Source organism: Marinobacter sp., assembly GCF_048266785.1.
Taxonomy (GTDB): Bacteria; Pseudomonadota; Gammaproteobacteria; order Pseudomonadales; family Oleiphilaceae; genus Marinobacter.
On the sequence record NZ_JBLWYX010000002.1, the window covers coordinates 246,488 to 269,897 of the forward strand.

Annotated in this window: 20 protein-coding genes; 11 read left to right on the forward strand and 9 right to left on the reverse strand. The window is 55.7% G+C overall.

All coding sequences use genetic code 11. From position 1 onward, the window contains the following. Nucleotides 1–47: 47 nt before the first annotated feature. Nucleotides 48–1,850, forward strand: coding sequence for an acyl-CoA dehydrogenase (locus ACN0V1_RS04670; RefSeq protein WP_417543876.1), 1,803 nt, complete (start codon nt 48–50; stop codon nt 1,848–1,850). 186 nt (nt 1,851–2,036) lie between these two features. Beyond that, the gene (locus ACN0V1_RS04675; RefSeq protein WP_417543877.1) at nt 2,037–2,816 is read left to right on the forward strand and encodes a crotonase/enoyl-CoA hydratase family protein; all 780 of its coding nucleotides are present in this window, start codon (nt 2,037–2,039) and stop codon (nt 2,814–2,816) included. 228 nt (nt 2,817–3,044) lie between these two features. On the opposite strand, the gene ACN0V1_RS04680 is transcribed toward ACN0V1_RS04675, so the two are convergent. Beyond that, nucleotides 3,045–4,340: an alkane 1-monooxygenase gene (locus ACN0V1_RS04680; RefSeq protein ID WP_417543878.1), complete on the reverse strand. Its 1,296-nt coding sequence runs from the start codon at nt 4,338–4,340 to the stop codon at nt 3,045–3,047. Between the two features lie 195 nt (nt 4,341–4,535). Here ACN0V1_RS04680 and ACN0V1_RS04685 point away from each other — a divergent pair, with 195 nt between their 5' ends. From ACN0V1_RS04685 to ACN0V1_RS04705, 5 genes are all read left to right on the forward strand, one after another. Next, a complete protein-coding gene (locus ACN0V1_RS04685; protein ID WP_417543879.1) occupies nt 4,536–4,793 on the forward strand; it encodes a hypothetical protein in 258 nt (85 codons plus the stop codon). Between the two features lie 90 nt (nt 4,794–4,883). Further along, nucleotides 4,884–5,177 carry a hypothetical protein gene (locus ACN0V1_RS04690; RefSeq protein WP_417543880.1) on the forward strand — a complete coding sequence of 98 codons (294 nt, stop codon included), beginning with the start codon at nt 4,884–4,886 and terminating at the stop codon, nt 5,175–5,177. Nucleotides 5,178–5,381: 204 nt separating this feature from the next. Continuing rightward, nucleotides 5,382–7,403, forward strand: coding sequence for a PhoX family protein (locus ACN0V1_RS04695; RefSeq protein WP_417543881.1), 2,022 nt, complete (start codon nt 5,382–5,384; stop codon nt 7,401–7,403). A gap of 217 nt (nt 7,404–7,620) precedes the next feature. After that, nucleotides 7,621–9,261, forward strand: coding sequence for a methyl-accepting chemotaxis protein (locus tag ACN0V1_RS04700; RefSeq protein ID WP_417543882.1), 1,641 nt, complete (start codon nt 7,621–7,623; stop codon nt 9,259–9,261). A gap of 71 nt (nt 9,262–9,332) precedes the next feature. Next, a complete protein-coding gene (locus tag ACN0V1_RS04705; protein ID WP_417543883.1) occupies nt 9,333–9,704 on the forward strand; it encodes a DUF4870 family protein in 372 nt (123 codons plus the stop codon). Nucleotides 9,705–9,737: 33 nt separating this feature from the next. On the opposite strand, the gene ACN0V1_RS04710 is transcribed toward ACN0V1_RS04705, so the two are convergent. The 5 genes from ACN0V1_RS04710 to ACN0V1_RS04730 all read right to left on the reverse strand — a co-directional run bounded on the left by ACN0V1_RS04710 (nt 9,738) and on the right by ACN0V1_RS04730 (nt 16,092). Continuing rightward, nucleotides 9,738–11,009: an MFS transporter gene (locus ACN0V1_RS04710; RefSeq protein WP_417544048.1), complete on the reverse strand. Its 1,272-nt coding sequence runs from the start codon at nt 11,007–11,009 to the stop codon at nt 9,738–9,740. Between the two features lie 183 nt (nt 11,010–11,192). Next, nucleotides 11,193–12,293, reverse strand: coding sequence for a DUF1513 domain-containing protein (locus ACN0V1_RS04715; protein ID WP_417543884.1), 1,101 nt, complete (start codon nt 12,291–12,293; stop codon nt 11,193–11,195). Between the two features lie 10 nt (nt 12,294–12,303). Continuing rightward, a complete protein-coding gene (locus tag ACN0V1_RS04720) occupies nt 12,304–13,350 on the reverse strand; it encodes an imelysin family protein (protein ID WP_417543885.1) in 1,047 nt (348 codons plus the stop codon). An 11-nt stretch (nt 13,351–13,361) separates the two neighbouring features. Next, entirely contained in the window at nt 13,362–14,777 is a 1,416-nt protein-coding gene (locus tag ACN0V1_RS04725) for a di-heme oxidoredictase family protein (RefSeq protein ID WP_417543886.1), read from the reverse strand. 16 nt (nt 14,778–14,793) lie between these two features. After that, nucleotides 14,794–16,092 carry an imelysin family protein gene (locus ACN0V1_RS04730; RefSeq protein WP_417543887.1) on the reverse strand — a complete coding sequence of 433 codons (1,299 nt, stop codon included), beginning with the start codon at nt 16,090–16,092 and terminating at the stop codon, nt 14,794–14,796. 185 nt (nt 16,093–16,277) lie between these two features. Here ACN0V1_RS04730 and ACN0V1_RS04735 point away from each other — a divergent pair, with 185 nt between their 5' ends. The 3 genes from ACN0V1_RS04735 to ACN0V1_RS04745 are packed head-to-tail and all read left to right on the forward strand — an operon-like array spanning nt 16,278 to nt 19,256. Next, nucleotides 16,278–17,117 carry a 23S rRNA (adenine(2030)-N(6))-methyltransferase RlmJ gene (locus tag ACN0V1_RS04735; RefSeq protein WP_417543888.1) on the forward strand — a complete coding sequence of 280 codons (840 nt, stop codon included), beginning with the start codon at nt 16,278–16,280 and terminating at the stop codon, nt 17,115–17,117. Nucleotides 17,118–17,151: 34 nt separating this feature from the next. Next, nucleotides 17,152–18,444 (forward strand): hypothetical protein, encoded by a 1,293-nt coding sequence (locus ACN0V1_RS04740; protein WP_417543889.1) that lies wholly within the window; start codon nt 17,152–17,154, stop codon nt 18,442–18,444. Between the two features lie 8 nt (nt 18,445–18,452). Continuing rightward, complete coding sequence (locus ACN0V1_RS04745) at nt 18,453–19,256, forward strand: mechanosensitive ion channel family protein (RefSeq protein ID WP_417543890.1); 804 nt, start codon at nt 18,453–18,455, stop codon at nt 19,254–19,256. Nucleotides 19,257–19,310: 54 nt separating this feature from the next. Here ACN0V1_RS04745 and ACN0V1_RS04750 read toward each other — a convergent pair whose 3' ends face one another. Beyond that, nucleotides 19,311–21,404, reverse strand: coding sequence for a catalase (locus tag ACN0V1_RS04750; RefSeq protein WP_417543891.1), 2,094 nt, complete (start codon nt 21,402–21,404; stop codon nt 19,311–19,313). A gap of 219 nt (nt 21,405–21,623) precedes the next feature. On the opposite strand from ACN0V1_RS04750, the gene ACN0V1_RS04755 reads away from it, so the two are divergent. Then, complete coding sequence (locus ACN0V1_RS04755; RefSeq protein ID WP_144775598.1) at nt 21,624–21,854, forward strand: ChaB family protein; 231 nt, start codon at nt 21,624–21,626, stop codon at nt 21,852–21,854. On the opposite strand, the gene ACN0V1_RS04760 is transcribed toward ACN0V1_RS04755, so the two are convergent. Together ACN0V1_RS04760 and ACN0V1_RS04765 are read right to left on the reverse strand one after the other, a co-directional pair. After that, nucleotides 21,851–22,807, reverse strand: coding sequence for a cation diffusion facilitator family transporter (locus tag ACN0V1_RS04760; RefSeq protein ID WP_417543892.1), 957 nt, complete (start codon nt 22,805–22,807; stop codon nt 21,851–21,853). The two genes, ACN0V1_RS04755 and ACN0V1_RS04760, sit on opposite strands and share 4 nt — an antisense overlap. Next, nucleotides 22,804–23,343, reverse strand: coding sequence for a substrate-binding periplasmic protein (locus tag ACN0V1_RS04765; protein ID WP_417543893.1), 540 nt, complete (start codon nt 23,341–23,343; stop codon nt 22,804–22,806). Before ACN0V1_RS04765 ends, ACN0V1_RS04760 begins: the two co-directional genes overlap by 4 nt. Between the last annotated feature and the right edge of the window lie 67 nt (nt 23,344–23,410).

A 23,410-nucleotide genomic window follows, 5' to 3' on the forward strand; every position in this document is an offset into this window, starting at 1 on the left:
TAGGTAACCAAAAGATGGCTCCAGCCAATCACCAGGAAGCTGTATAAATGACCGATACCCTGATAGACCGCCGCGATCTGGCGTTCCAACTTTATGAAGTGCTTGATACCGAAAGCCTGCTCAGCCGCGCTCGCTTCAACGAGCACAATCGCGATACCTTCGATGCCGTCATCGAAACCGCTGACAAAATGGCCAGAGAGAAGTTCGCCAACCACAACAGCGCGGCTGACAAAGACGAGCCCAAATTCGTTAACGGCCAGGTGGAAATGCTGCCTGAAGTGAAAGAGGCCTTCGATGCCTACGCCGAAGCTGGCTTTATTGCGGGGCGTTACGATTACGAGTTGGGCGGCATGCAGCTCCCCGAATCCGTTATGGCCGCCTGCAATGGTTTCTTTACTGCGGCCAATCCGGGCACAGCAGGCTACCCGTTCCTGACCACTGCGGCTGCAAACCTCATTCGCGTATTCGGTAACGAATCACAGAAAACCAGCTTTCTGCCCAACATGCTCAGCGGCCGATACAGTGGCACCATGGCCCTCACCGAGCCCCATGCCGGCTCATCGCTGGCGGACATTCGCACCTCCGCTACGCCAACCGATGACGGCCACTACCTGATCAAAGGCGCAAAAATTTACATCTCCGGTGGCGAGCAGAGCATCACCGAGAACATCGTTCACATGGTGCTTGCTAAAATTAAAGGCGCTCCTGCCGGGGTTAAAGGCATATCCCTGTTCATCGTGCCCAAGTTCCGGGTAGACAGCGAGGGCAACCCCACGGATCGCAACGGCGTAAGCCTCGCCGGCCTGATTCACAAACTCGGTTACCGTGGCACAACCTCCACGGCGCTCAGTTTTGGTGACGATGCGCCTTGTCACGGATATCTGGTGGGCGAGCCCCATCAGGGTTTGAAGTACATGTTCCAGATGATGAACGAAGCCCGTGTTGGCGTAGGCTTTGGCGCGGCAGTAATTGGCTATCGTGGATACATGCACAGCCTGGAATACGCCAAAGACCGCGTGCAGGGTCGCAAGGCTTCCGAGAAGAACCCGGAAACCCCCCAAGTTCCGATTATTGACCACGCCGATGTGCGCCGGATGCTGCTGGCACAGAAAGCCTACAGCGAAGGCGGGCTGGCACTTTGCCTGTATGGCGCACGACTGATGGACGATCAGCACACCCATCCGGATGAAAAGAAGCGGACCGAAGCCGGCAAATTGCTCGACCTGCTTACTCCGGTGATCAAGACCTGGCCTTCCGAACATGGCCCGAAAGCCAACGACCTGGCCATTCAGGTATACGGCGGTGCCGGTTATACCCGTGAGTACCCGGTGGAACAGTGCTGGCGCGATAACCGCCTCAACCCGATCCACGAAGGCACCACGGGTATACAGGGTCTGGATTTGCTGGGCCGTAAGATCTGGCAGGACCAAAGCCTTGGTTTGCAGCTGCTGATGAAGGAAATGCAGGTAGACTTGGAGGCCGCAACCACCGATCGCTGCCAGCAATGGGCACTGTCCCTGAGCGAAACCTTGCAGCAGGCCGTAAAAGTTACTCAAAGCCTGGGCAAATCCCTGATGAGCGGTGAAGTGGACAAAACCCTCGCCAACGCCTCCTGCTATTTGCACCTGTTCGGCCATATCATCGTAGCCTGGATGTGGTTGCGCCAGGCTAACGCCGCAGCCCAAGCGTTGGCCTCCGCCAACAGCGATGACGAACGCAACTTCTATCAGGGCAAACTCCAGGCCGCCCAGTACTTCTTCCATTGGGAGTTGCCGACGGTTGCTCAGGATTTGGTGTTGTTGCGGAATATGGATGACACCTGCCTGAACATGAAGTCTGAGTGGTTCTAAGCTGGGAGTATGCACAATCGGCGGGTGACACCTCCCGGGAAACGCCTGCGAGTACATCCAAGTAAGGCTTGGCGGTGGCCATCCCTGGCCACCGACATTCCCGGGAGGTGTCATCCGCCGATTGCGCTCAAGCTAAGAAGATGACTTCCAAACGTTGAAAACTGCTGTTTGCTATAGGTGTCGCCAATGTCACTGGTTAACGTAACAAAGAAAAATCATATCCTGCTCATAGGGCTAAACCGCCCGGAAAAAATGAACGCCATGAACCGGGCCATGTACCACGAGATCGCTGCGGCCTATTACCAGCTGGAACACGAGGACGATTTGAGAGTGGGTCTGATGTACGCGGAGGGCGACCACTTCACCAGCGGTTTGCAGCTGGACGATTGGGCGGGCGTGTTCGCGAACGGTAAAGGTATAGAACCGGGTGAAGGCGAGCTGGATCCGTTTCATATCACCGGCGACGGCCTCGGCAAACCGGTCGTGTTTGCCGCCCAAGGTATCTGTTTCACCTGCGGTGTCGAGATGATGTTGAACACAGACATCCGCGTAGCGGCCAAAGGCACTCGCTTTGCACAACTGGAAGTCAAACGCGGCATCTTCGCCTGCGGCGGTGCGACCATCCGCTTGCAGCGTGAAATCGGGTGGGGCAATGCTCAGCGTTACCTTCTGACCGGTGATGAGTGGACGGCTGAACAGGCATACGAATGGGGCCTGATACAGGAACTGGTTGAGCCGGGAGAGCAGTTCAACGTGGCTCTGGAAATCGCAGAGAAGATTGCCAGTGCTGCACCCCTGGGTGTGCGAGGTAGCCTGAAATCCTCCAAAATCGCGGTAAGCGAAGGTCAGGAGGTCGCAAAACTGCGCTTGTTCCCGGATTTGCAACCAGTGATGGCCAGCGAAGATGTGAAAGAGGGAATTCAATCTTTTCTTGAGCGGCGAAACGCAGTTTTCAAAGGAAAATAAGGCAGGCCCTACCAAACTCTAAGCTGCCGGTGGGCCGAGGTTCTCAGGACTGTCGGCAGCACGGATGCTGCCGTCAAGCTTACATGGGTGAAGCAAGCGTTTATGAAGCGCAGCTTCATGCGCAGCTGAACGATAGCAATCTACGATTGCTGGCCGGACCCCGCAGGGGTATTTACAGCGTGTGCTGAGAACCTTGGCCCACCGGCGGCCCGCACCAGCGTCTGAAAGCTATGCAGCCTTCTCCGAAGCCGAACCAGAAGCTCCCTCCCGACTGGCCGCAACCTTGGCAGCCACCTCCGCGGAATAATCTGCATACTTGGTCACCAACTCCGCCTTACGATCCGGATCCCAGTTGATCTTGCTCAGATCGCCTTCGTAGTGATCAATCACCCGCTTGTCCATGGTCTCGTACCACCACTGGGGCACGTAAGCCGGTAGCAGCATGGATGCATAACCGCCGGGCAACTGCGGGACCTTCTCGAAATGCCGCAACGCCTGGTAACTGCGCTGGGGATGGGCGTGATGATCAGAATGACGCTGCAACTGATACAGGAACAGGTTCGTCACAATGTGATTACTGTTCCAGCTGTGCTCCGGCTGGGTACGCGCGTATTTTCCATTCTTGTCCTTCTGGCGCAGCAGCCCATAGTGCTCAATGTAATTCACACTCTCCAGCAAACTCGCGCCGTAGACCGCCTGCGCAGCCAGGAATGGAACTGCTCGTGGGCCGCAGACCAACGTAGTCACTCCGAAGAAACCGGCACTCATTGCCCAGCCCTGCAACAACTCGTTCTCCAGGCTCCAGAAGCTTTTGCCCTTGCGCTCCAGGCGCGCCTTCTCGATTTTCACCGAAGATTTCATACCACCCAACACCGTGCGCGGTAGGAACTTCCAGAAACTCTCACCCATGCGACTGCTTGCGGGATCTTCCGGAGTCGCTACCCGCTTGTGGTGGCCAAAATTGTGCTCAACAACAAAATGGGTATAGCCCGTTGGTGCAAGCGCTGCCATTGCCATCAGCTTATTGAGTTTGCTGGATTTATGGCCCAATTCGTGAGCGGTGTTGATGCCAACGCCATTGATGGCGCCAACGGTCAGCGTCAAACCGATTTTGTCCTCAATCGGCGTATTTTTGCGGCTGGCCAGCCATGCGCCCAAAACCGTCATCGCATACTGGGAAGGAATAAACGCTTTTACGATACGGCTGTAATACTTGTCTTGCTCCAGTGGAGCCACCGCGGATTCCGGCGGGTTGCTCTTGTCCTCTCCAATAGCGCGATCCAGGGCCGGAACGATGCCATGTACCAGCGCCGGACCAGTCCAGGCCAAGCCTTTCAGCTTTTTCGGTGCCATTGCATAGCCTGCTAACGCAGCCAGACCAATGCCGGGCAGGGCAGGGCCCAGTAGCCAAAGGTAACGCTTCGGATCTTTCCACTTTTCGATGCCGCTTGCAGAGGCTGCGGGGTTACCTACCGAGGTTGCAGGCGTTTGCGAATCCAGGTTGTCATGCGTTTTGGCCTTCATGAGTTCTCTCCATTTCTGTGTGCGCCATTGCAGAACGCGTAACTCGAATCTATGTCGGACAATCTGTCAATGCAACAATTTTCAAAAACAATAATGGAGTTGGCTTGAAATGACAAAAAACAATTAATTGGCGGAGTCCGAAAATCTGAGCCAGAATTTCCGCACAAAAACGATAAACACAGGGGTGGGCAGGTGATGACAGTTTCTGATGATTTGCATTCTGCAGCGCCCGGTCAGAGTCTGGACCGACTGCGTGAATACGAGTTCAAGGCTCAGCTTGTGGAGGTTGTATACCGCGATAGTGCGGGCCAGATTTGCACGGTTCATGATGTCGTGCGGGACATTTTCAGCCGGGCCGGGCAGGACTTTATTCTTCTTGGCCGAGGAACCATGTTGCCCTTCGATAGAGTGCTTATGCTCGACGGCCAGCCGATCTCTGGCACGCTTGGTTAAATAAAGGGTAATCGGCAGGTAATTGTGTGGCGCCGGACATGGCCTTACCCTGTACACGGTTTCAAACGTTTACCAACAGAGGGATATGTTATGAACAAGTTAACTCTCAGCGCACTTCTTATGTTTCTGACTCTGGGTCTTGCTGCTTGTAGCTCCGAAGACAATGAAGGAGCTGATTTCGATAAGGCTGCGGATAATGCTGAAGAAATGGTGGACGATGCAGGCAATTCGGTTGAAGAAACCTATGAAGAAGCCACCGGCCAAGACAAAGGCGTCATGGGTGAAATGAAAGAAGGCGTTGAAAACGCTGGAGACGAAATGGGTGAGGCAGCCGAAGACGCGGGCGACGCTGTTGAAGAAGGTTATGACGAAGTAACCAAATAAGCGAAATATTACCGGTTGTCCGCTCCGGCGCGTTTAATACGCGTCGGAGTATCTCCCCGGAACACACCAAAACCGTTAATCTTTTTTAATAAGATTAACGGTTTTGTCTTTTTATTGTCTCCGCACTGTCATGTCTCCTGCCGACACTGTCCCCTCGACAACACACGTTTGTTGCCTATCGAGAGAGATAAAGAGAGACATAATATGGCCAAGCACAACCTTGATTCAAACTACCTTGATCCCGATTATGAACCTGTTGTGAACCACTCCGGCAACAGAGTATTTCACGAAGTCCTGGCAGCAAGAATGCAGCGTCGGACTCTGATGAAAGGCGGCGTTGGCGCTGCGTTGGCCAGCATCATGGGCGTAGGACTTGCAGGCTGCGGAAGCGACAGCAAGAGTGATGGCGGTAATGGGGACACAAACCCTGATGTCGGTACCACTGATCTTGGCTTTGAGGCCATAGCCGTTTCCACGGCAAACACGGTTATTGTGCCCGCAGGCTACTCAGCCAAGCCCTTCTTGCCCTGGGGAACGCCGATCACCGGCTCTTACCCGGTGTTCAGAGCAGACGCTTCCAACTCCGGAGCTGATCAGGAACAACAAGTAGGCATGCACCATGACGGCATGCATTTCTTCCCGATCGATTTCAAGGCTGGCGGCAATCGCTCTGACGAAGGGCTGCTGGTGATGAACCATGAGTACATCAATCAGGCTGCTCTGCACCCCGATGGCCCCACCTATAATCCGAATGGCATGCGTCCTGCCGATGAGGTGCGTAAGGAAGTGGCTGCGCACGGCGTATCTGTAGTTCATATAAAGCAAGACAGCGCAGGTAATTGGGGCATGGTATTCGGAAGCCCCTTCAACCGTCGGGTTACGGGCAATACAGAGATGGATATCCGCGGGCCGGTTCGCGGATATCAGAAACTCTCGACCCGCTTCAGCAAGAACGGCACCCAGACGCGGGGCACGCTGAACAACTGTTCAATGGGCCCCACGCCTTGGGGGACCTACCTTGCGGCCGAGGAGAACTGGCACGGTTACTTCGCAAACAGCTCGCAAATGCAGCCACGGGAACAGACCCGTCATGGTGTTGGCGGTGCCACCCGTTACGACTGGGAACTTGCCGAGGGCAGTGATGATCAATATATACGGTTTGACGTGACACCCGTGGCACCGAGCGCGGCAGACGACTATCGGAACGAGGCAAACACCTTCGGTTATATGGTCGAGATCGATCCGTTTACGCCAGAGAGTAAGCCACAGAAGCGCACGGCTCTCGGCCGGTTTGGACACGAAGGCGTTATTTTTGCGCCGGTAGAAGAAGGCAAGCCCGTTGTCTGTTACTCCGGTGACGATTCGCGCTTTGAGTACATCTACAAGTTTATCTCCTCGCGGCCCTATTACGCCGCAACCGCCAGTGGGTATTTGCTGGATGAGGGGACCCTGTATGTCGCGCGCTTTAATGACGACGGTTCTGGTATTTGGTTGCCTCTGACGCTTGACGATACAGCCTTTGTGGCCAGTGTTGAGGCTGCGCAGGGCTCACGGGTTGGCGATGTCCTGTTTGACGGTTTTGATAATCAGGCGGACGTTTTGCTGAATACGCGGCTGGCGGCGGATATTGCAGGAGCTACGCCTATGGACCGCCCGGAGTGGGGCGCTGTAGATCCGAATACAGGTGAGGTCTATTTCACCTTGACCAATAACTCCCGGCGCACTGAGGAACAGGTTGATGCGGCGAATCCCAATGCTGAAAACCGTACGGGCCACATTATCCGCTGGAGCGAGGATAATGACGATTTTGCCGCAACAGGCTTTCAATGGGATATCTTTGTCTTTGCCGGAGAGCAGGGCACAAAAACAATTGTGGATGGGGAGGTTGCTATAGAGCTGAACGACGACAACATCTTCAACAGCCCGGATGGCTTGTGGTTTGACTACAACGGCCGTCTCTGGATTCAGACAGATGGCTCTGACGCCGCACCGTATCAAAATAATATGATGCTCGCGGCCAACCCCGTTACCCGGGATATCCGGCGGTTTTTCGTGGGGCCAAAGGGTTGTGAGGTAACCGGTGTTGTAACAACGCCGGATGTCAGAACCATGTTCGTGAATATTCAGCACCCGGCCATTGATTGGCCTTTTGGCAACGAAGGTGACCACCCCCGGGACGCAACTGTCATCGTTACTCGCGACGACAAAGGTGTGATTGGCGCCTGAGCCGCGAGCCAACCTTCCTGAAAACCGCAAACCTGGTGGCCTGATGAGAAAGGCTTACAGGGTTTGCGGTTTTTTTGTTTTAAGAAGCGCCCAATCCGGCCGTTAAGATACATAAGTCAACTAAAGTATGAGTTATTAACCCGTTTCAATTCCTTAGTCTGTTAAGTGAGCGGACAACCGTGTACCTATCAGAAGCAATAACAACGACGAGGTTTTTATGGGGTTGCTTGATCGTGCAACAATATTTTTGGGGAGCGCAATCGCACTTGTTCTCGCGGTTGCAGGCTTTCTGATGGCGCCATTTCTGGGCCTGGATGCGGCATCACTGCTTATCGGGCTGATCATAGGCCTTGTTGTTGCAGCCTTATTCCTGGTCATGAGGGTTCTTGAGCCGGTAGATCGTGGGCTGGCGGGACTGACGGATGGAACACTGGACGAAACTCACCCTCTGCATTCACGGTGTCAGCAATTACTTGCCAATGCCCGATCGGGCCAGGAGCTGGTAAAAACGCTATCTGGCAGTGCGGATAAGAGTGCCATATCTGCCGCCCAGGTTTCCTATGCGGCGGATCAGCTCAAGCTGCGGCTCGATCTCCAGGTTCAGGAAACCGCGCAGATGGCCGATCACGCCGGGCAGATCACTGAAACCGTCAGGGAGTCTTCACAGCAGGCGACGGATGCGGCCGCCATGGCCTTGCAGAATAGTCAGACCAGCGCGGAGGGACGCCAAGCCCTCACCTCAGCAATTGACAGCATCCGGGTGGTGCATCAGCAATCTGGTGAAAACCTTCGCCTGATTCAGGAACTTAACGAAAAATCCAACAAGATTCAGGGCGTAACCACCACCATTCAGGGTATTGCGGAGCAGACGAACCTGCTGGCGCTTAATGCGGCCATTGAAGCCGCCCGGGCCGGAGATCAGGGGCGCGGTTTTGCGGTGGTTGCGGATGAAGTCCGGCAGTTGGCAGGCCGCACCGCTCAGGCCACTGGCGAGGTGGCTGAAACGCTGCAGGAAATCCGGTCAGATACTGCGTTGATTGTCACCCGAATTGGAGACCTTGCCCGCAGCGTCGAGGATGGGCTTACATCGGTGGAGTCCGTCGGTGAGCGGCTTGACCAGATACGGGAACAGTCTGATCGGGTTCAGCAACAGGTGGCGCGCATCGCCGAGATTGATCAGAGCAACGAGCTCAGCCTGAATCATGTGTTCTCGGCTATCGAAACCGTCAGGGATCAGATTTCCGAGAGTGATACTAGTGTTGCGTCACTGGCAGAGCAGGCAGCCACGCTGATGGAGCTTTCGGAATTAGCTAACGCGGCGTTTGCACTTAACAGCGGATCCAGTTATCACAGGTTCTTCTACGACCAGACCCGGGATGGCGCAGAGCAGATCGGCCAAATTTTTGAGCAGGCTATCCGCGATGGCAAGCTGACTGAAAGCAAGTTGTTTGATAAAACGAGAACGCCGATCCAGGGGACTCAGCCTGTAAAGTATTCGAGCAGCTTTGATACATTTACTGACAAGAACCTGCCTGGTGTCCAGGAACAGGTGAAGAGCTCACATCCGGCCTTGGTGTTTGCGATTGTTGCAGCACCGGACGGTTATATACCTACCCATAACCGTGAGTTTGCCCACGCACCAACCGGCGACCCCGCGGTTGATCTCGTGCGCAGCCGAAGCAAGCGCCTGTTTAACGATCGCACGGGCATTCGCTGTGGTAGCCACAAAGAGAAGATGCTGCTGCAGACCTACCGCCGTGACACAGGTGAGGTGATGCATGATCTGTCTGTTCCGATTTATGTGAATGGCCGACATTGGGGTGGGTTCCGGCTCGGGTATCGTCCGGATAAACACTGATCTTCTGAGCCTGAGAGCTGCTTCAGGGGCTGTGTTAAACTGGCAGTTCATACAGACAAAGGAGATACGACTTGGCTGATTCGGAATTCATTCCTGCCGAGGCACAGACGGATGAGTTGTCCCGTCGCTCCGACCCCGTGCGTAACCTGGCGGTATTGGTCTATATCCTTCAGGGGCTGTCGTTTTTTCTGGGAGGCGTTACCGGGCTGGTTGGTGTGATCATCAATTACGTCAAACTGGACGACGTTGCAGGCACCTGGGTTGAGCCGCATTTCCGTTGGCAGATTCGCACCTTCTGGATAGGGCTCTTGTGGTCAGTTATTGGTGTTGTGACCACGTTTATTATTATTGGGTGGTTCATTCTTCTGGGTATCTCGATCTGGCTGATCTACCGCATTGTGAAAGGTGCCCTGGCACTGAATGAGGGCAAGGCACCTGTCTGAAGCCACTGAAGTATCTGGCCGGCGACGGGAGATTCAGTCGTCGGTTACCTCTTTTAATCGAATTGCGCTGAAGGTTCCGGCCAGACCCATTAATCCGAGCAAGACGATTACAGCGGCGTTCGATATCAGTGAGAGCAATGCAGTCAATCCTCCGGTCGCAAGCAGCAAAAAGCCGATCACGGTGTTGCTGACGGCCGTGTAGTCTGTGCGCTTGTTCCCCCCCGCCATGTCCACCAGATAAGTCTTCCGGCCCAGTCTTACACCTGCATGGGCAATGCTCAACACGAAGAATGCCAGCGGATAAAACCAGCCATTGCCCACGCCTGCGCCAGCAAACATGGCGGTCAGCCCAACACTCAGGCACACAGCACTGGCGATAGCGGCACCGCGAATCATCACCCGGCGGCTCGACGAATCGGCCATCCAACCCCAGAAGCTGGCGGATACAGAGCTGGCCAGACTGCTTGCCAGAAGAAACACGCCAAGCATCAAGCCGGTATCTGATTCTTTCTGAGCCAGCACGACAAAATAGGGCGAGGCCAGAGCCGAGCACAGCAGCAATGCGCGGGTGATAACGAAGTTACGAAAAGGCACGTCATCGCGCAGAAGCGACAGGCTGTGAAAGGCTTCGGCAAGGGCGTTGCCACCGCCGCCGGTTTCACCATCGTGTTCTTCCACGCCTGCGAACAGAAGCCCGGCAATGATCCAGAGAGCGGCCGCCAGCAGAAGTAACAGGCTGTAAAATGCCAGAGTCGGGTCGCCGCGCCCCCAGAACAGCAAAGCCGTCAGCATAACGGTTGCTGTGCCGCCTATGGTGGCTGCAAGGCCCGAGAGTCTGCCCCGGCGGGTTTTCGGGATGCACTTCCCCTGTACGTCTTTCATGGCCACTGAGCAGAAGCCGCGTGACAGGGAAAACACAATCAGCGCGGCGATGATGCCACCACCGGCGGTATAGCCCTCAAGAAACCAGACGCAGGCAGCCATGGCCGCAACACTGACCGCCTGACCAAAACTGCCAATTGTCCAGAACCATTTGCGCACAGGTTTGCGGCGGACCCAGGCCGCGATCATCATCTGGGGCACCATGGAGCCGGATTCCCGGATAGGAACAAGCCAGGCCACCAGAGCCGGTGCTCCAATGGCACTCATCAGCCACGCGAGCACCGTTTTGGGGCTGATCAACAGGTCGCCCAGTTTGGTCAGTACGTTGGCTGCCAGAATCAGAAAGAAGTTGCGTGGCACCACACGGCAGGCTTCCGTCGGGATGTCTCTGCAGACCCGGGCGTCTTCCTCGTTTGCGATCAGGCTGTAGAGCCGGTCAACAGATCGCTCGAGTGCGCCGGTTGTTGCCTCGGCGCTCTCTTGCGAAGTGGTGTTTTTCTGTAAGGGTGTCTGTTGCTGAGACAAGCCGCCGTCCTCCGGGAAATGGATAGCCAAGAATACCAGCCGGGCCGGCACCCCTGAACCCCGGAATGCAGATCAGCGTTTTTACACCAGGTGATGATCCCACTGAACAGGCATACTGGCAATCTCGGCCACCGGCTTGCCCTTGCCCATGCGAACCAGCTTGCCACGGCCTGAGGAAACCAGAAAATCTCCCCCTTTCAGGGCCTCAACGCCGGCGCAGTCAGCAATGGCGGCTTTTTCAATCACCTCCCCTGAATGGCTGTTGAAGATCAGTGCTGTCCCTCCCACCGGAGAGGCAATGGCAACCAGATCGCTCTCCGGGTGGGCGACTATGCTGGCGATATAGTTGCCCAGTTCCCGGTGAACAGACTCACCCAAGTCGATCTCTTCATAGCGCCCGTTGCGGTACCTGGCTACCAGCGGCGGCAGCTCGTGGGCCGGGCCCTGATATTGATAGGCGGCATAAATGGTGCCGTCTGGTGCGACATCCACGTGCCGGGTGCTGAGTTGGTGGTGGGATGGCTGGAAGCGGGCAAGAACCCCGCCAGAGTGTCTATCCATCAAGACCAGCGCAGGCTCCATGGTGTCAAGATTGAGCTTGATGCGGTCGTAATCCGGGTGAGTGAGAATGCCTCCCAGCCCCACGATCAGCGTTTGGCCGTCGGGGTGCAGTGTGATCTGGTGCGGTCCGGTGCCGTCCAACTCAAAGGTATTCACCCGTTGATATCGCATGTGGCTGTCGTACACCGCGATGATGCCTTCTCCGGGTTCATAGCGGTTAACCGGGGCGTACAGAAATCGGCCGTCTGTTGAAAACACGCCATGGCCCACAAAGTGTTCGCCCTCTGCGGCTTCAATGCGGTGGAGCTTTTCGCCCGTTTTGCTGTTGAGAACATAGAACGCCCAGCCGGGCCGGCGTTCAAAGAACAATACCTCCGCTGTGCCCGGGCGATTGCAGCCACTGTGGCAGCGGGTTTGTACCGGGGATTTCCAGAGCATTGTGCCATCCGGCGCTATGGCTCCCACGGCAAAACTGCCGTCAGGCAGGCCGATCGCACCCGTGTACTGTAGCGGGCCTTCGCTGCCGGCTTTTCGGGGCAATATGTTGCAACCGGATAGCGTGAGTGCTGCGCTGGCTGTAAAGGCTGTTTTAATAAGGCTTCTGCGTGTCAGTTCATGCATGGGTCTTTCCTCAGTCTCCGTCGCTGGAATTAAAACCGCGCACGACGCCGAGCTCAACGGCCGCACGGTCGTTCACCAGCGCGGTTAGCTGAGTCACGTCAATGTAAAGGCTTTGCAAGGATCTGAAAGCCTTATCGTCAACCAGTAGCGGCGCCATCGGGCGGTCAAGCTCCGGGAAGTTGGCGAGGACTTCATTAAACTGCTGATCGATATTCTCAGCCAGGCTCGCTTGTCCCCGATCCTTGAGGAGCTTTGAGAAAGCCGGCAGAAAGAGATGCTTAAGCCCTCGCACGCTCGCGTCAGCAGCAACCAGGCTGGCCTCGCTGCGCCAGGCATCGGCGCTGTATATCGAGCGCTTGCCGTTGCCGCGCAATCCCATGGGCGTGGCCAGGCGGCGTTCTTCCAGAATCTCCAACCCGGCCATTGCTGCCCGGATGGTTGTATCTGTGTACTGTTCATTGCCAACGTAGCTGCTTTGGAAGCTGTTCCAGTCGTTGGCCAATGCTTCGCCGTTGGCGGCGATGTGGTGGGTTACGGCAACCAGCAATTTGCAGGTGCGATTTGCAGGCAGGGCGCTTTCGCCCTTATTGAGTGCCTGGTCGTACAGCAGGTATTCAGCCATCGGGAAGCCTTGCACAGCGACACCGGACTCGTTGATTTTCTCGGGGGTTATCGGTGCATCATCTTTGAGCAGGTAGGAAGCTTTGCGCGCCACCAGGTTTTTAGGATCCGGCCAGAACTGGAATTGCCAGGCGCGGTTTCCCTGTTCTACGGGGCCAAAATCCACGAAACGCACCTGCTGCCAAGCGAGAAATGCCTCCAGCCAGGCCTGTTTGGTCTTCTCAAACCCTTCGGGCGAGGGGGCCTGGCAATATGTCTCCGCCTGCTTTGCCAGGGTTTGGCTTTGTGTCGCCAAGCTCTGGTAGCCCGTGAGAATGTCGCTGTGCCACTGCTTCCGGTAGTCAGCACTCGGGTTATCTGCGCTGTCGCTAGCCGCCATCAGTGGAGTGGTGGCCAGAATTGAGGCGAGGCAAAGCGTTAGTGTCAGTCGCTTCATATCGGGCTCCTTTAAAGTGAATTCAGGAAATCGAGCAGCGCCCGACGATTATCGGCGCTGAACTGGCTGAAGCGTGCCACGGCTGGCGCGGCTTCACCGCCATGCCAGAGTATGGCTTCTTCCAGAGTTCGCGCCCGTCCGTCATGCAGGAACCCCGCTTGCGGATTGACTGTCTGTGCCAGGCCAATGCCCCAGAGCGGCTGCGTGCGCCACTCGCTACCATTGGCCAAAAACTCATCGCGGCCATCGGCAAGGGCAGGCCCCATGTCGTGCAACAGCATGTCGGTATAGGGCCAGATAGTCTGATTGCTCAAGTCCGGACGCTCTGCGTCTGTTGCTGTGACGTGCCGGGGAGTGTGACACCCGGCGCATCCGGTCTCGTTAAACAGCTGGGCGCCTTTCTGCACAGAAGGATCTTCCATGTTGCGTCGTGCCGGCACAGCCAAACTCTTGGCGTAGAAGGTGACAAAGTTTGCGATTTTGTCGCTGACTTCCTGCTGGCCACCGTCGGGAAAGCGATCACACGCTTGCTCTGGCATGCAGTCTGTGGCCGGCTTCAGGCTGGAGGTCAGCCCCATATCGCCGGCAAATGCGCCCATGCTTTGTTGGTGTACGTTTGGTTCGGCGGCTTTCCAGCCAAACCGGCCGGGTGTTGTCTGGTTGGTGGCCAGATCCCATACCTCATTCAGCTTGCCCGAAATACCATCCCCGTCTGCATCTTGTGGGTCAGCCAAGGCCTCGATATCGGCAATTGGAATGGTTTCCAGTAGCCCCATACCTATCATGGGTGGTGCGACCCGGGGAGAGATCTGAAGGTCGTCGGGCACAGGACCATAATTGGGGTTCTCTATCCGGTACACGGGCTCTCGCAGCTCCACCTCGCTGCCGTTAGCCAGAGTTTTGGTCAGCTTGTTCCATGTCAGCACCATATCGGCTTCTGGCTTGGCGGCGGGCAGGGCTGCCGTTTGCAGCTGGCTGCCGTATACGGGCGCCGGTTTGAAGCCATGGGTAAGCAGAATTTCGGCATCAACCTCGGGGTCTGCCGGAACGGCCAGGCGCAGGAACAGCGATACAGGTGGTTCATCGATTCCGGGAGGGTGTCCGCGGCCGTCTTTGATGTGGCAGCCCTGGCAGGAGTTGGTGTTGAACAGGGGGCCTAAACCGTCCCGCGCTGTGGTGCTGGAAGGTGCTTCTACCCACGGGTTGCGGAAAAAACTGTTGCCAACGCTGAAGTCCAGGCGTTTGGTCATTGAGAGGTTGCCCTGGGGCAAGGAGTAGGCATTGGTGTCGAACTGCTCGACCGTGCCGTCTCCTCCGGTATTGGGCGACTCCTGTAACGGAAAGCCTGCGTGGCGGGCAGCGTGAACCGGCAGGGTGATACAGGCCAGAAACGCCAGCAATGCGGTTATTAGTCGTTTTTTGATCATTATTTCAAACTTGGCATCAGAAAGAATGGCCGGCGTCGTCTGGCGACAGGGCTTCAAGGCCCAGCTGGCGAGCTGCCTTCTCAATGGAACCGGTCTGTTCAACCAATGCCATGATCGCGCCGTTCACAACGCTTGCGCCCTTGGCGTTGCCTGGTGCAATCATAATATCAAACGGCATGGGGTTCTGGCTTGCTTCGGCCTTGGCCTTCATCACGCCCAGAGCCTTCATTGAGGCATCCAGTTGCGCGCTCAGGCGAGCATTCAGCTCGGGGTTGCTCTGTTCTACCAGATCAGAGAGGGATGGGCCTGTTACCAGGCTACCGTCTACGCGGCGATAGGTGCCGGTGTAGACGTTCTGGATGCCTTGACCATTGTAATAGTGAGAGTTGTGGGTGTTGTCACTGAAGCAGTCATGCTCGTCTTCGTAGGAGTTGGCTTCAAGAGCCACCTTCATGCGCTCGCCAGCCAGTTCGCCCAGCGACAAAGAGCCCATGCCGAACAGCATTTTCTGTACGCCTTCGTTGGCGTCAGCATTCATTAGCTGGTTCCGGTAGTTGTCAGAGGCACCCGGTGCCCATTGCGCAACCATCCATTCCAGATCAGAAACCAGAAGATCGGTTACGGCGTCGAGGTATTCACCCCGGCGGTTGCAGTTGCCGTTGGTACAGTCGGCACCAGTGGCGTAGTCGGTAACAGGGCGTTCGCCGTTACCCTGCTCAAAGCCGTGCAAATCCTGGCCCCAGAGTAAAAATTCAATGGCGTGATAGCCGGTAGCAACGTTGGCCTCCGAACCGCCAATTTCATTCAAACCAGCAAGGAGCTCGGGAGTGAGGTTTGTTACATCGAGGGTTTCGCCGCCCACGTTGATGCGTTTGCTCTCAATGATGTTCGCGGTTGCGCCTGCATTGCCCAGCTCGTACTGGTAATCGTCGGCCTGTACATAATCAATCAATCCCTCATCCAGGGGCCAGGCGTTCAGTTGGCCTTCCCAGTCGTCGACGATTGTATTGCCAAAGCGGAACACTTCTGTTTGCTGATAGGGCACGCGTGCGGCAAGCCAGGCTTCTTTGGCCGCGTTCATGTTGGCTTCTGTAGGGTCGGAAATTAACCGATCAGTAGCCTTGTCGAGCGCCTTGGCTGTAATCAGGGCGTCCTCATATCCGGCGTGTGCCATGTCAGCGTAGTGCTCTACAACCGACGTTTTGGTGGCTGGTTGAGAGGCGGCTGAATCTGACGGAGTGGTGTTGGCGCAGCCCGAGCTCATTATGGCGGCAATCGTGAGCACAAGAGGGGCCGGTCGAAACATTGTTTTCATTGATAACTCCGGAATTCCAGGAACGAGTATGGTAATAGGATGCATTATCGTTCGCAATTATGTTTGCTAAAGCGCCATAACGCAAGAGTGCTTTGGCGTTGAATCAGGGAGCGTTTTTTAGAGGGTCTCTTGCACTGATGGCGTGCGCTCGGGCTTAATAGTTCCTGTTCACAGGGAGCCGATTTATGCTGAGTTATCTTCACGCCTTCCACGCCGGGAACTTTGCGGATGTTCAGAAGCACGCTGCGTTAACACTGGCTCTTTCCATGATGCAGTCAAAGTCTTCAGCTATCGCCGGCTTTGATACCCACGCGGGTAGCGCTATCTACGACCTCAAGAGCGAACGAGCCCGTAAAACCGCGGAAGCAGACTCTGGCGTGCAAAAACTCTGGGCCAGCCGTAATGATTTGGTTTCCGAAGACTGGCAGCCGGTTATGAAGGTGTTGTCGCGCTTCAACGCAGGTGATGACCGTTTGACAGTTTATCCCGGATCCCCCGCCTGGTTTCGCCAGTTCCTGCGCCCGGGTGATTCATTGACGGCGTTTGAATTGCATCCTACTGAAAGTGGCCAGCTTGCCGGTTGGGCGGCAGAGCAGGGAGTGCGAGTTATGCACGAAGACGGCCTGAAGGGGCTGTTGAGGCGGCTGCCCCCTGCGCAACCCAGGCTGATGGTCTTGATTGACCCCTCCTACGAGATCAAATCCGAGTACTCTGATGTTGCCGGGACTCTGCTCAAAGCATGGCAGAAGTGCCGACACGGTGTTTATCTTGTCTGGTATCCGGTGCTTACCAGTGGTTTGCATGCCACTCTGAAACAAGCTGTGAAGGATAACGGGTTGCGCAAGGTGTGGTGTAGTGAAGTCTATCTGAAAACGCCCCCTGAACGAGGCATGACTGGCTCCGGCCTGTTGGTTGTTAATCCCCCTTGGGGGTTTGACGATCGGTTTTCTGCCATGATTAAGGATATTGCCGGAGAGTCTGCGCTGGGCCTTTCTCACGAACACAGCTGGTTGGTGCCTGAGTAGATCGGGTAGCCGCTGGCCATGCAGGAGCTGTTTTTTGAAGGATAAAACCAACGAGAACAAAGCCGACCCATGTCTTCCAGGCGGCTTGATGCCCGCTGAGCAGTGGGCACTGCCGCAGACATCTGTGCGGCGCTCGCTCAAGGATGCGATTGGCCATGCTCTAAAGCAGTTGCAGGCAGGGGTGTCTCAGGTCGAAGAGCCTTTCGAAAGCATGGATGAGCTGCCAGAGCTATCAGCCTCCCAGCAGAACCGGCTGGCGCCAGAACCGGATTATTCAGATCAGGCGACAGCCATTGCGAGTGGCCTTGAGCGCGCGCGCATCGAGGGCTCGCTTATCCGGGAGGTCGCCTTCCTGGTAGCGCCGCCTTTTTCCGGGGTGCAGCAGGCACTCGCCCGATTTCCGGAGCCTGGACCGTCAGGCTCGATTGAAAGTGGTGGAGAAGAATGGGTCATCATTTCGCCGCCGGATACTCTGTCATTTGACGATCATGAAGCCAGTGAGTGGTGGGATCGGCAGGATCTATCACGCCCCTGGGTGATTCCCGAGCTTGCTGATTTCTGGCTGCGACGCCTTTCAGGCCTGGCACTGGTCAAGGAACTGTTTCGTCGGATCGCGAATGGCGATACGGGCGCGGGCATTGTGGGGTGCTCGAGCTGGTGCTGGCGATACTGGGGGCATTATCTTGAGAACGCCCAGATGTCGCCCTGGACACCGGGGCCCATGGATGCTGAGCGGCTGGGGGCCTGGTTCACGCACCTGGCGTCGGGTAGCGGTAAATCAACCGTGATCGCAAGGATGACGGGCGATGGCTACTACGTGTTGCCCTTGGCCGATACAAACGGAAGTGAAAAAGTTAAAGACAGTAAAAAGCGCAAATACAGCAACTTTTTGCGAGATCTGGCCGCCACCTCTCGCGGCAACCCCGGCGTGGCCCTGGCAATCTGGCAGCGATCCCTACGGGCGCGACCGGATGATAATGCCAAGCTGGACGATGCGGATGAAAAGACTGAAAAGCAAAGTCAAACGGCAGATTGCTGGGTTGTGCCGTTGGAGCGGCTGAGCCTCCCGACCATGCCCCAGAGCAAGGAGAGTGTCACCGGCTTTGTGCTGCACGGATTGTTGCTGCACAACGGCCTTGATATGGCCTCGTTGGAGGCGGTTACCGGTGTTTCCACGTACGAACTGAGCCTGGTGCTGTCACGGTTAAAACGTGCTGAGTTGGTGACCTGTGATCAGCTTGATGAGCGTTGGCAAATAACACCCATCGGATACCCCACTGTCAGGCGTCATCTGCAGAGCTGGGGATTTCCGCTTGATCAGTTCTAGGAGCGATTATGATCGATGATCTTGGAATCAAGGATGCTTTTGCCTCCATTACAGGGCAGGCGCTGCTGCAGGCCGTGCTTGTTATCGTCATCGCCTCGTTGATCATGGTGGCGGTCCAAAAAGTGCTTCCCCGCGTTGCCGAAAAGCTTGGCGGCAAGCCGCGCCTTTACCTGCTGGCATCCGTGCCTCTGCTTCGGCTGTTAATTATTCTCGCTACGATTGTGATCGTAGTTCCGATTCTGGTGAAGCCATCATTTGAAAACATGGTGGCCATTTTTGGCGCTCTGGCTCTGGCGCTGGGCTTTGCTTTCAAGGATTACGCAAACAGCCTGATTGCAGGCATTGTCACCCTTTATGAGATGCCTTATCGCCCCGGAGACTGGATTGAAGTGGATGGGCAATACGGTGAAGTGCGGGCCATAGGCACACGTGCGGCCGAGATTGTCACCCCGGATGACACGGTTGTGATTATCCCTCATAACAAGTTGTGGGACTCCTTGATTGCCAACGGCAACGATGGCACCGATAACCTGATGTGCGTGGCAGACTTTCATCTTGAGGCGAACCATGATGTCAGCCGGGTACGTGAGCTGCTCAGGGACGTAGCCTTCACCAGCCCGCGAACAAAAACCTGGCAACCTGTGCTGGTGATTGTTTTCAACAAGCCTTGGGGTATGCACTATCGGCTCAAGGCCTACCCGTTTGATCCCAAAGATCAGTTCCAGTTTATTTCCGAGCTTACGGCACGTGGTGCTGCTGAGCTGGCGCGCCAGGGCGTCAAGTTTGTCTCGGTACCGGTCGCTGTAGATTAAAGCTGGCGGCGAAATCCGGCCAGCTTTAACCTCTTAGCCGTAAATGTCAGACCTTCATACCTTGTTAACCGCATCTTCACGTGGCCAATAGCGTAAATCACGACAGCGCTCTATGAAACGTGAACAAGAGTCCTCTTTGGAGTCGATCTTCAGGCATCCGTCATCCTTGCTGTCAGCAAGGCCAGCGCTCTTCAGCAAAGTTTCAGCGGCCGTGTTATAGCCGATGAACTTGCAGTGGGCAAAAGCATCACAGATGAAATCGCGAACCGGGCTATGGCTCGCGAGTTTTTGGATGTCCTTGTCGCCGGGCAGGAGAGCGACGGCATCGAAAAGCACAGACGGCCCGCCATCAATTTTTTCGTTCGCGCTGATTTTTCGGCCACTGCTATCGGTTACGCCACCAATAGCCGGGGCAATGACAGCCAGCACTGCGCCCTCATGCTCTGCAGCCGCCTTCAGGGCATCAAAGATCTTTGCATCGGTGCCTTCGCTGACGAACACCCCAAGCTTGCGCCCTGCAAAGCTCGACGGGCCGTTCTTCAGAATGCTCAGGGCGTCCGAGACGGGAAGATCTTTCCGCGGCACTACAGCGGCGGTTGCGGCCTTTGGCAAGGCCTCCAACCCCAGCCCGTCCGCGACTTTCCCGGCAAGGGCGTCATCTACGTTCAGCAAATGGGCTACCATCCTGATACGTATATCCTCCCTTTCCACTTTGCTCAGTTCAAATACGAACGCATCGGCAATATGATTCTGCTCAGTTTCGGTCTGACTGACATAGAACTGCCACGCTTGGCTATAGTGATCCGCAAAGGTGGGGGATCTCTCGCGCACTTTGGTGCCAGATATCTTCTCAGGGTAGCTCTCAAACCCATGCTCAGGGTTTTCCCGCGGCCCGGGGTTATCATCCCAGCTGTTCGGTTCGTAATTTGCCCTGCCTCCGGGATTGGTCATCGCCATATGGCCATCTTGCTGAAAGTGATGCATCGGACATTTCGGAGCATTTATCGGAATGTGCGTAAAGTTTGGCCCGCCCAGACGTTTGGTCTGGGTATCCAGATAGGAGAAGTTGCGGCCCTGAAGGAGGGGATCATTTGAATGATCCATACCCGGGACGATATTTTGCGTGCAGAAGGCAACCTGCTCAGTTTCAGCAAAAAAATTATCGACCACCCGGTTCAGTACCATTTTTCCAAGCGGCGTTACCGGAACCTGCTCCTCCGGGATAAGTTTGGTGGGATCCAGAATGTCGAACTCGAACTCCTCCGCAAAGGCGTCATCAAAAATCTGTACGCCCAATTCCCATTCAGGATAATCGCCGCGCTGGATAGCGTCCCACATGTCGCGGCGATGAAAATCGGGATCCGCACCGTTGATCTTCACCGCTTCGTTCCAGACTACCGACTGAAGCCCCTGTTTCGGTTTCCAGTGGAACTTCACGAAGTGCGACTCCCCCCGGGCATTAACAAAGCGGAAGCTATGTACGCCGAAGCCTTCCATAAATCGGGGTGAACGCGGTATTGCCCGGTCCGACATAACCCACATCAGCATATGAGTGCTTTCGGGCATCAGGCTGACGAAATCCCAGAAATTATCATGGGCCGATTGGGCCTGCGGAAAACCGCGATCCGGTGCCTCTTTTACGGCGTGAACCAGATCCGGAAACTTCATTGCGTCCTGAATAAAAAAGACCGGAATGTTATTGCCTACCAGGTCCCAGTTGCCCTGTTGTGTATAGAATTTGGTAGCAAACCCACGGGCATCGCGAGGAACGTCCACGGAGCCTTTATTCCCCGCAACGGTTGAAAACCTGACGAAGACCGGTGTCTGTTCGCCAGGGCGCTGAAATAAATCTGCTTTAGTCAGCTCAGATTGGTTTTTGTAATTCTCAAAGTAGCCATGAAAACCAACGCCGCGGGCATGAACAACCCGCTCCGGAATGCGCTCGTGATCGAAATGGAAGAGTTTCTCTCGCAGGACCTGGTCTTCAAGCAAGCCAGGCCCTCTTGCTCCGGCACGCAGAGAGTTCTGGTCGTCCGCAATGGGTACGCCCTGTTGGGTTGTAAGCGTGGGGTGCGCTTTGTCAGAACGCTGATGCCACTCGCCGCCCTCAGCGGCGGAGTGCTTCGGATGATCAGAATTGTGAGGCATAAAATGGCTCCTTTCGCGATATGAATGGTCGGCGCTCGCGTTAGCGGCAGTTACGGGAATAAGTCTAGTGCGAATAATGCTGGCAGGAGTGGTTGTGAAGAATCCTTAAGGCTGCTGTCATTATTTACTCGTTGAAGACAGTCGCAAAGATTGTTAGTTATGTTGGTGGAGTGCGCCGGCAAGGTTAGCGTAGCCAACCTCTCATTCAGGGAGATATTTATGCCGTATTCAAGTAAATCGAAACTGCCAGCCCAGGTCACCGACAATCTTCCCGCTCATGCTCAGGAAATCTATCGCAAAGCGTTTAACTCGGCGTGGGATCAATACAGTGATCCCGACGATCGTCGGGGCGACTCAGGACGCGAGGAAACCGCTCACAAAGTCGCGTGGGCAGCAGTGAAGCAGGAATATCATAAAGAAGGAGACCGCTGGGTAAGAGATCAAGACTAACCCGAGGCCCGTGTAAGGTCGGTCACCGGCATTATGACGACTTCGGATATGCGCCAGTCTGTGTTTTCGACCAAGTGTTGCGCCTGGACTATGTTGGTGGTCAGGTCTTTGTCACAGGCTGGCTCTACAAACGCCTCACCGCTGAGCACGTTGCCTTCCTCTCGCAGGCGCACGCTCGCGCGCTCTACCCACTCCAGTGCCATTAGCTGTTGTTCAAGAAGGGCGGGCAGCTCCTCTGGCTTTCCGGTTTCTGATGAGTGCGGTCGTCGGTCCATAAGATCCCCAACGGCCTCCCGTATGTTGGTGTAGCCGTCGCGGGTTACGTCCAGCCCGATGATCAGAGCAGCCGCAGCATCTGCCCACCATAACCCCATACCAACCCCGAGAATACCTATTACACTGGCAACCGCAGTCATCCAGTCGGCTTTGCTGATTTTCGCGTCTGCCATTACCGTTTTCTCGTGGGCATGGCGGGCGAGTTTTTCCTGCATGCGGCCAAGAATAAACGGCGGGATTGCGCTGTATACCAGTGCCGCGATCATCACCCATCCGGCCCAAAGTGTGTGTCCATAGAAGGTTTGTGCCCCAATGGAGGTGGGTTTGGCTTCCAGAAGAGAGGTTGTGGAATCAATCAGTAAAAAGAGTCCCAGTGCGAACAACGCGCAAGCTGTGAACAGAAACGCGATAACGTTAACGCGGTGATAGCCGTAAGGGTAGGACTTGTCGGGCGGCCGCTTCTGTATGTGCATGGCAATCAGAAACGCCAGGGGAGGGCCCAAGGTCAGAATGTCTTCAAGCCAGGCGGCTTTCATGGCTTGGCTGTTGCCCATCGCAAAATAGATGGCCGCAACAATTGATAACCGGAAAAAAAAGTTTACCCACTGCAGCCTGATCAGTTTATTTAGGACGACCTGTCGGTTTTCCGGGATACGGTAGGTGCGGCGTATGTTCATTGCGCCCCCTGCTCGCTCGGGGCAAGCCAGACATCGGTTCGCGGTGGGCGCGCTTCCAGCAGCCGTTCGACGGTCATCATCCAGCCGTTTTCGCCATGGGGCAGCGCCAAAACATGTGGCTCCTTAACTATATTTCCATCCGAACGATGGTGACTTGTCTGGGTATAGGGGCGTGTTAGTGCTGCCATTTTGCTTATCTGGGCTGTTTTCACCAGACCGGCGATGCCAATGTCCAGATTGCCCTTGGCAACAGATTCGAGTAGTTCAAGCTGAGGTTGGTGATGCCATTCTATTTTCGCCGATAAGGCTTCTGCCAGATCCCGCACCCAGTCGGCCTCTATTCCCTCAGGTTCCTTTGTGCCTTCGTGGTCTGTTATCACCCAAGGTGGATTATGTGCAATGCCCACGCGAAGAGTGCCCGCGGTTACACGCTCCGTTGTGCCCGCGACATCGTTGGGGTAACGACAGCCACCAAGGTGGAGCAGCGCGAGGGTGAGAATGACGATCAATAGCGGGCGTCGGCCTTCCGCTTCCATGGAGTCCTCCTGAACCAGGATACTGTCAAGGGGCGAGATGTGCTCAATGGGTAAACTAATGTATGGC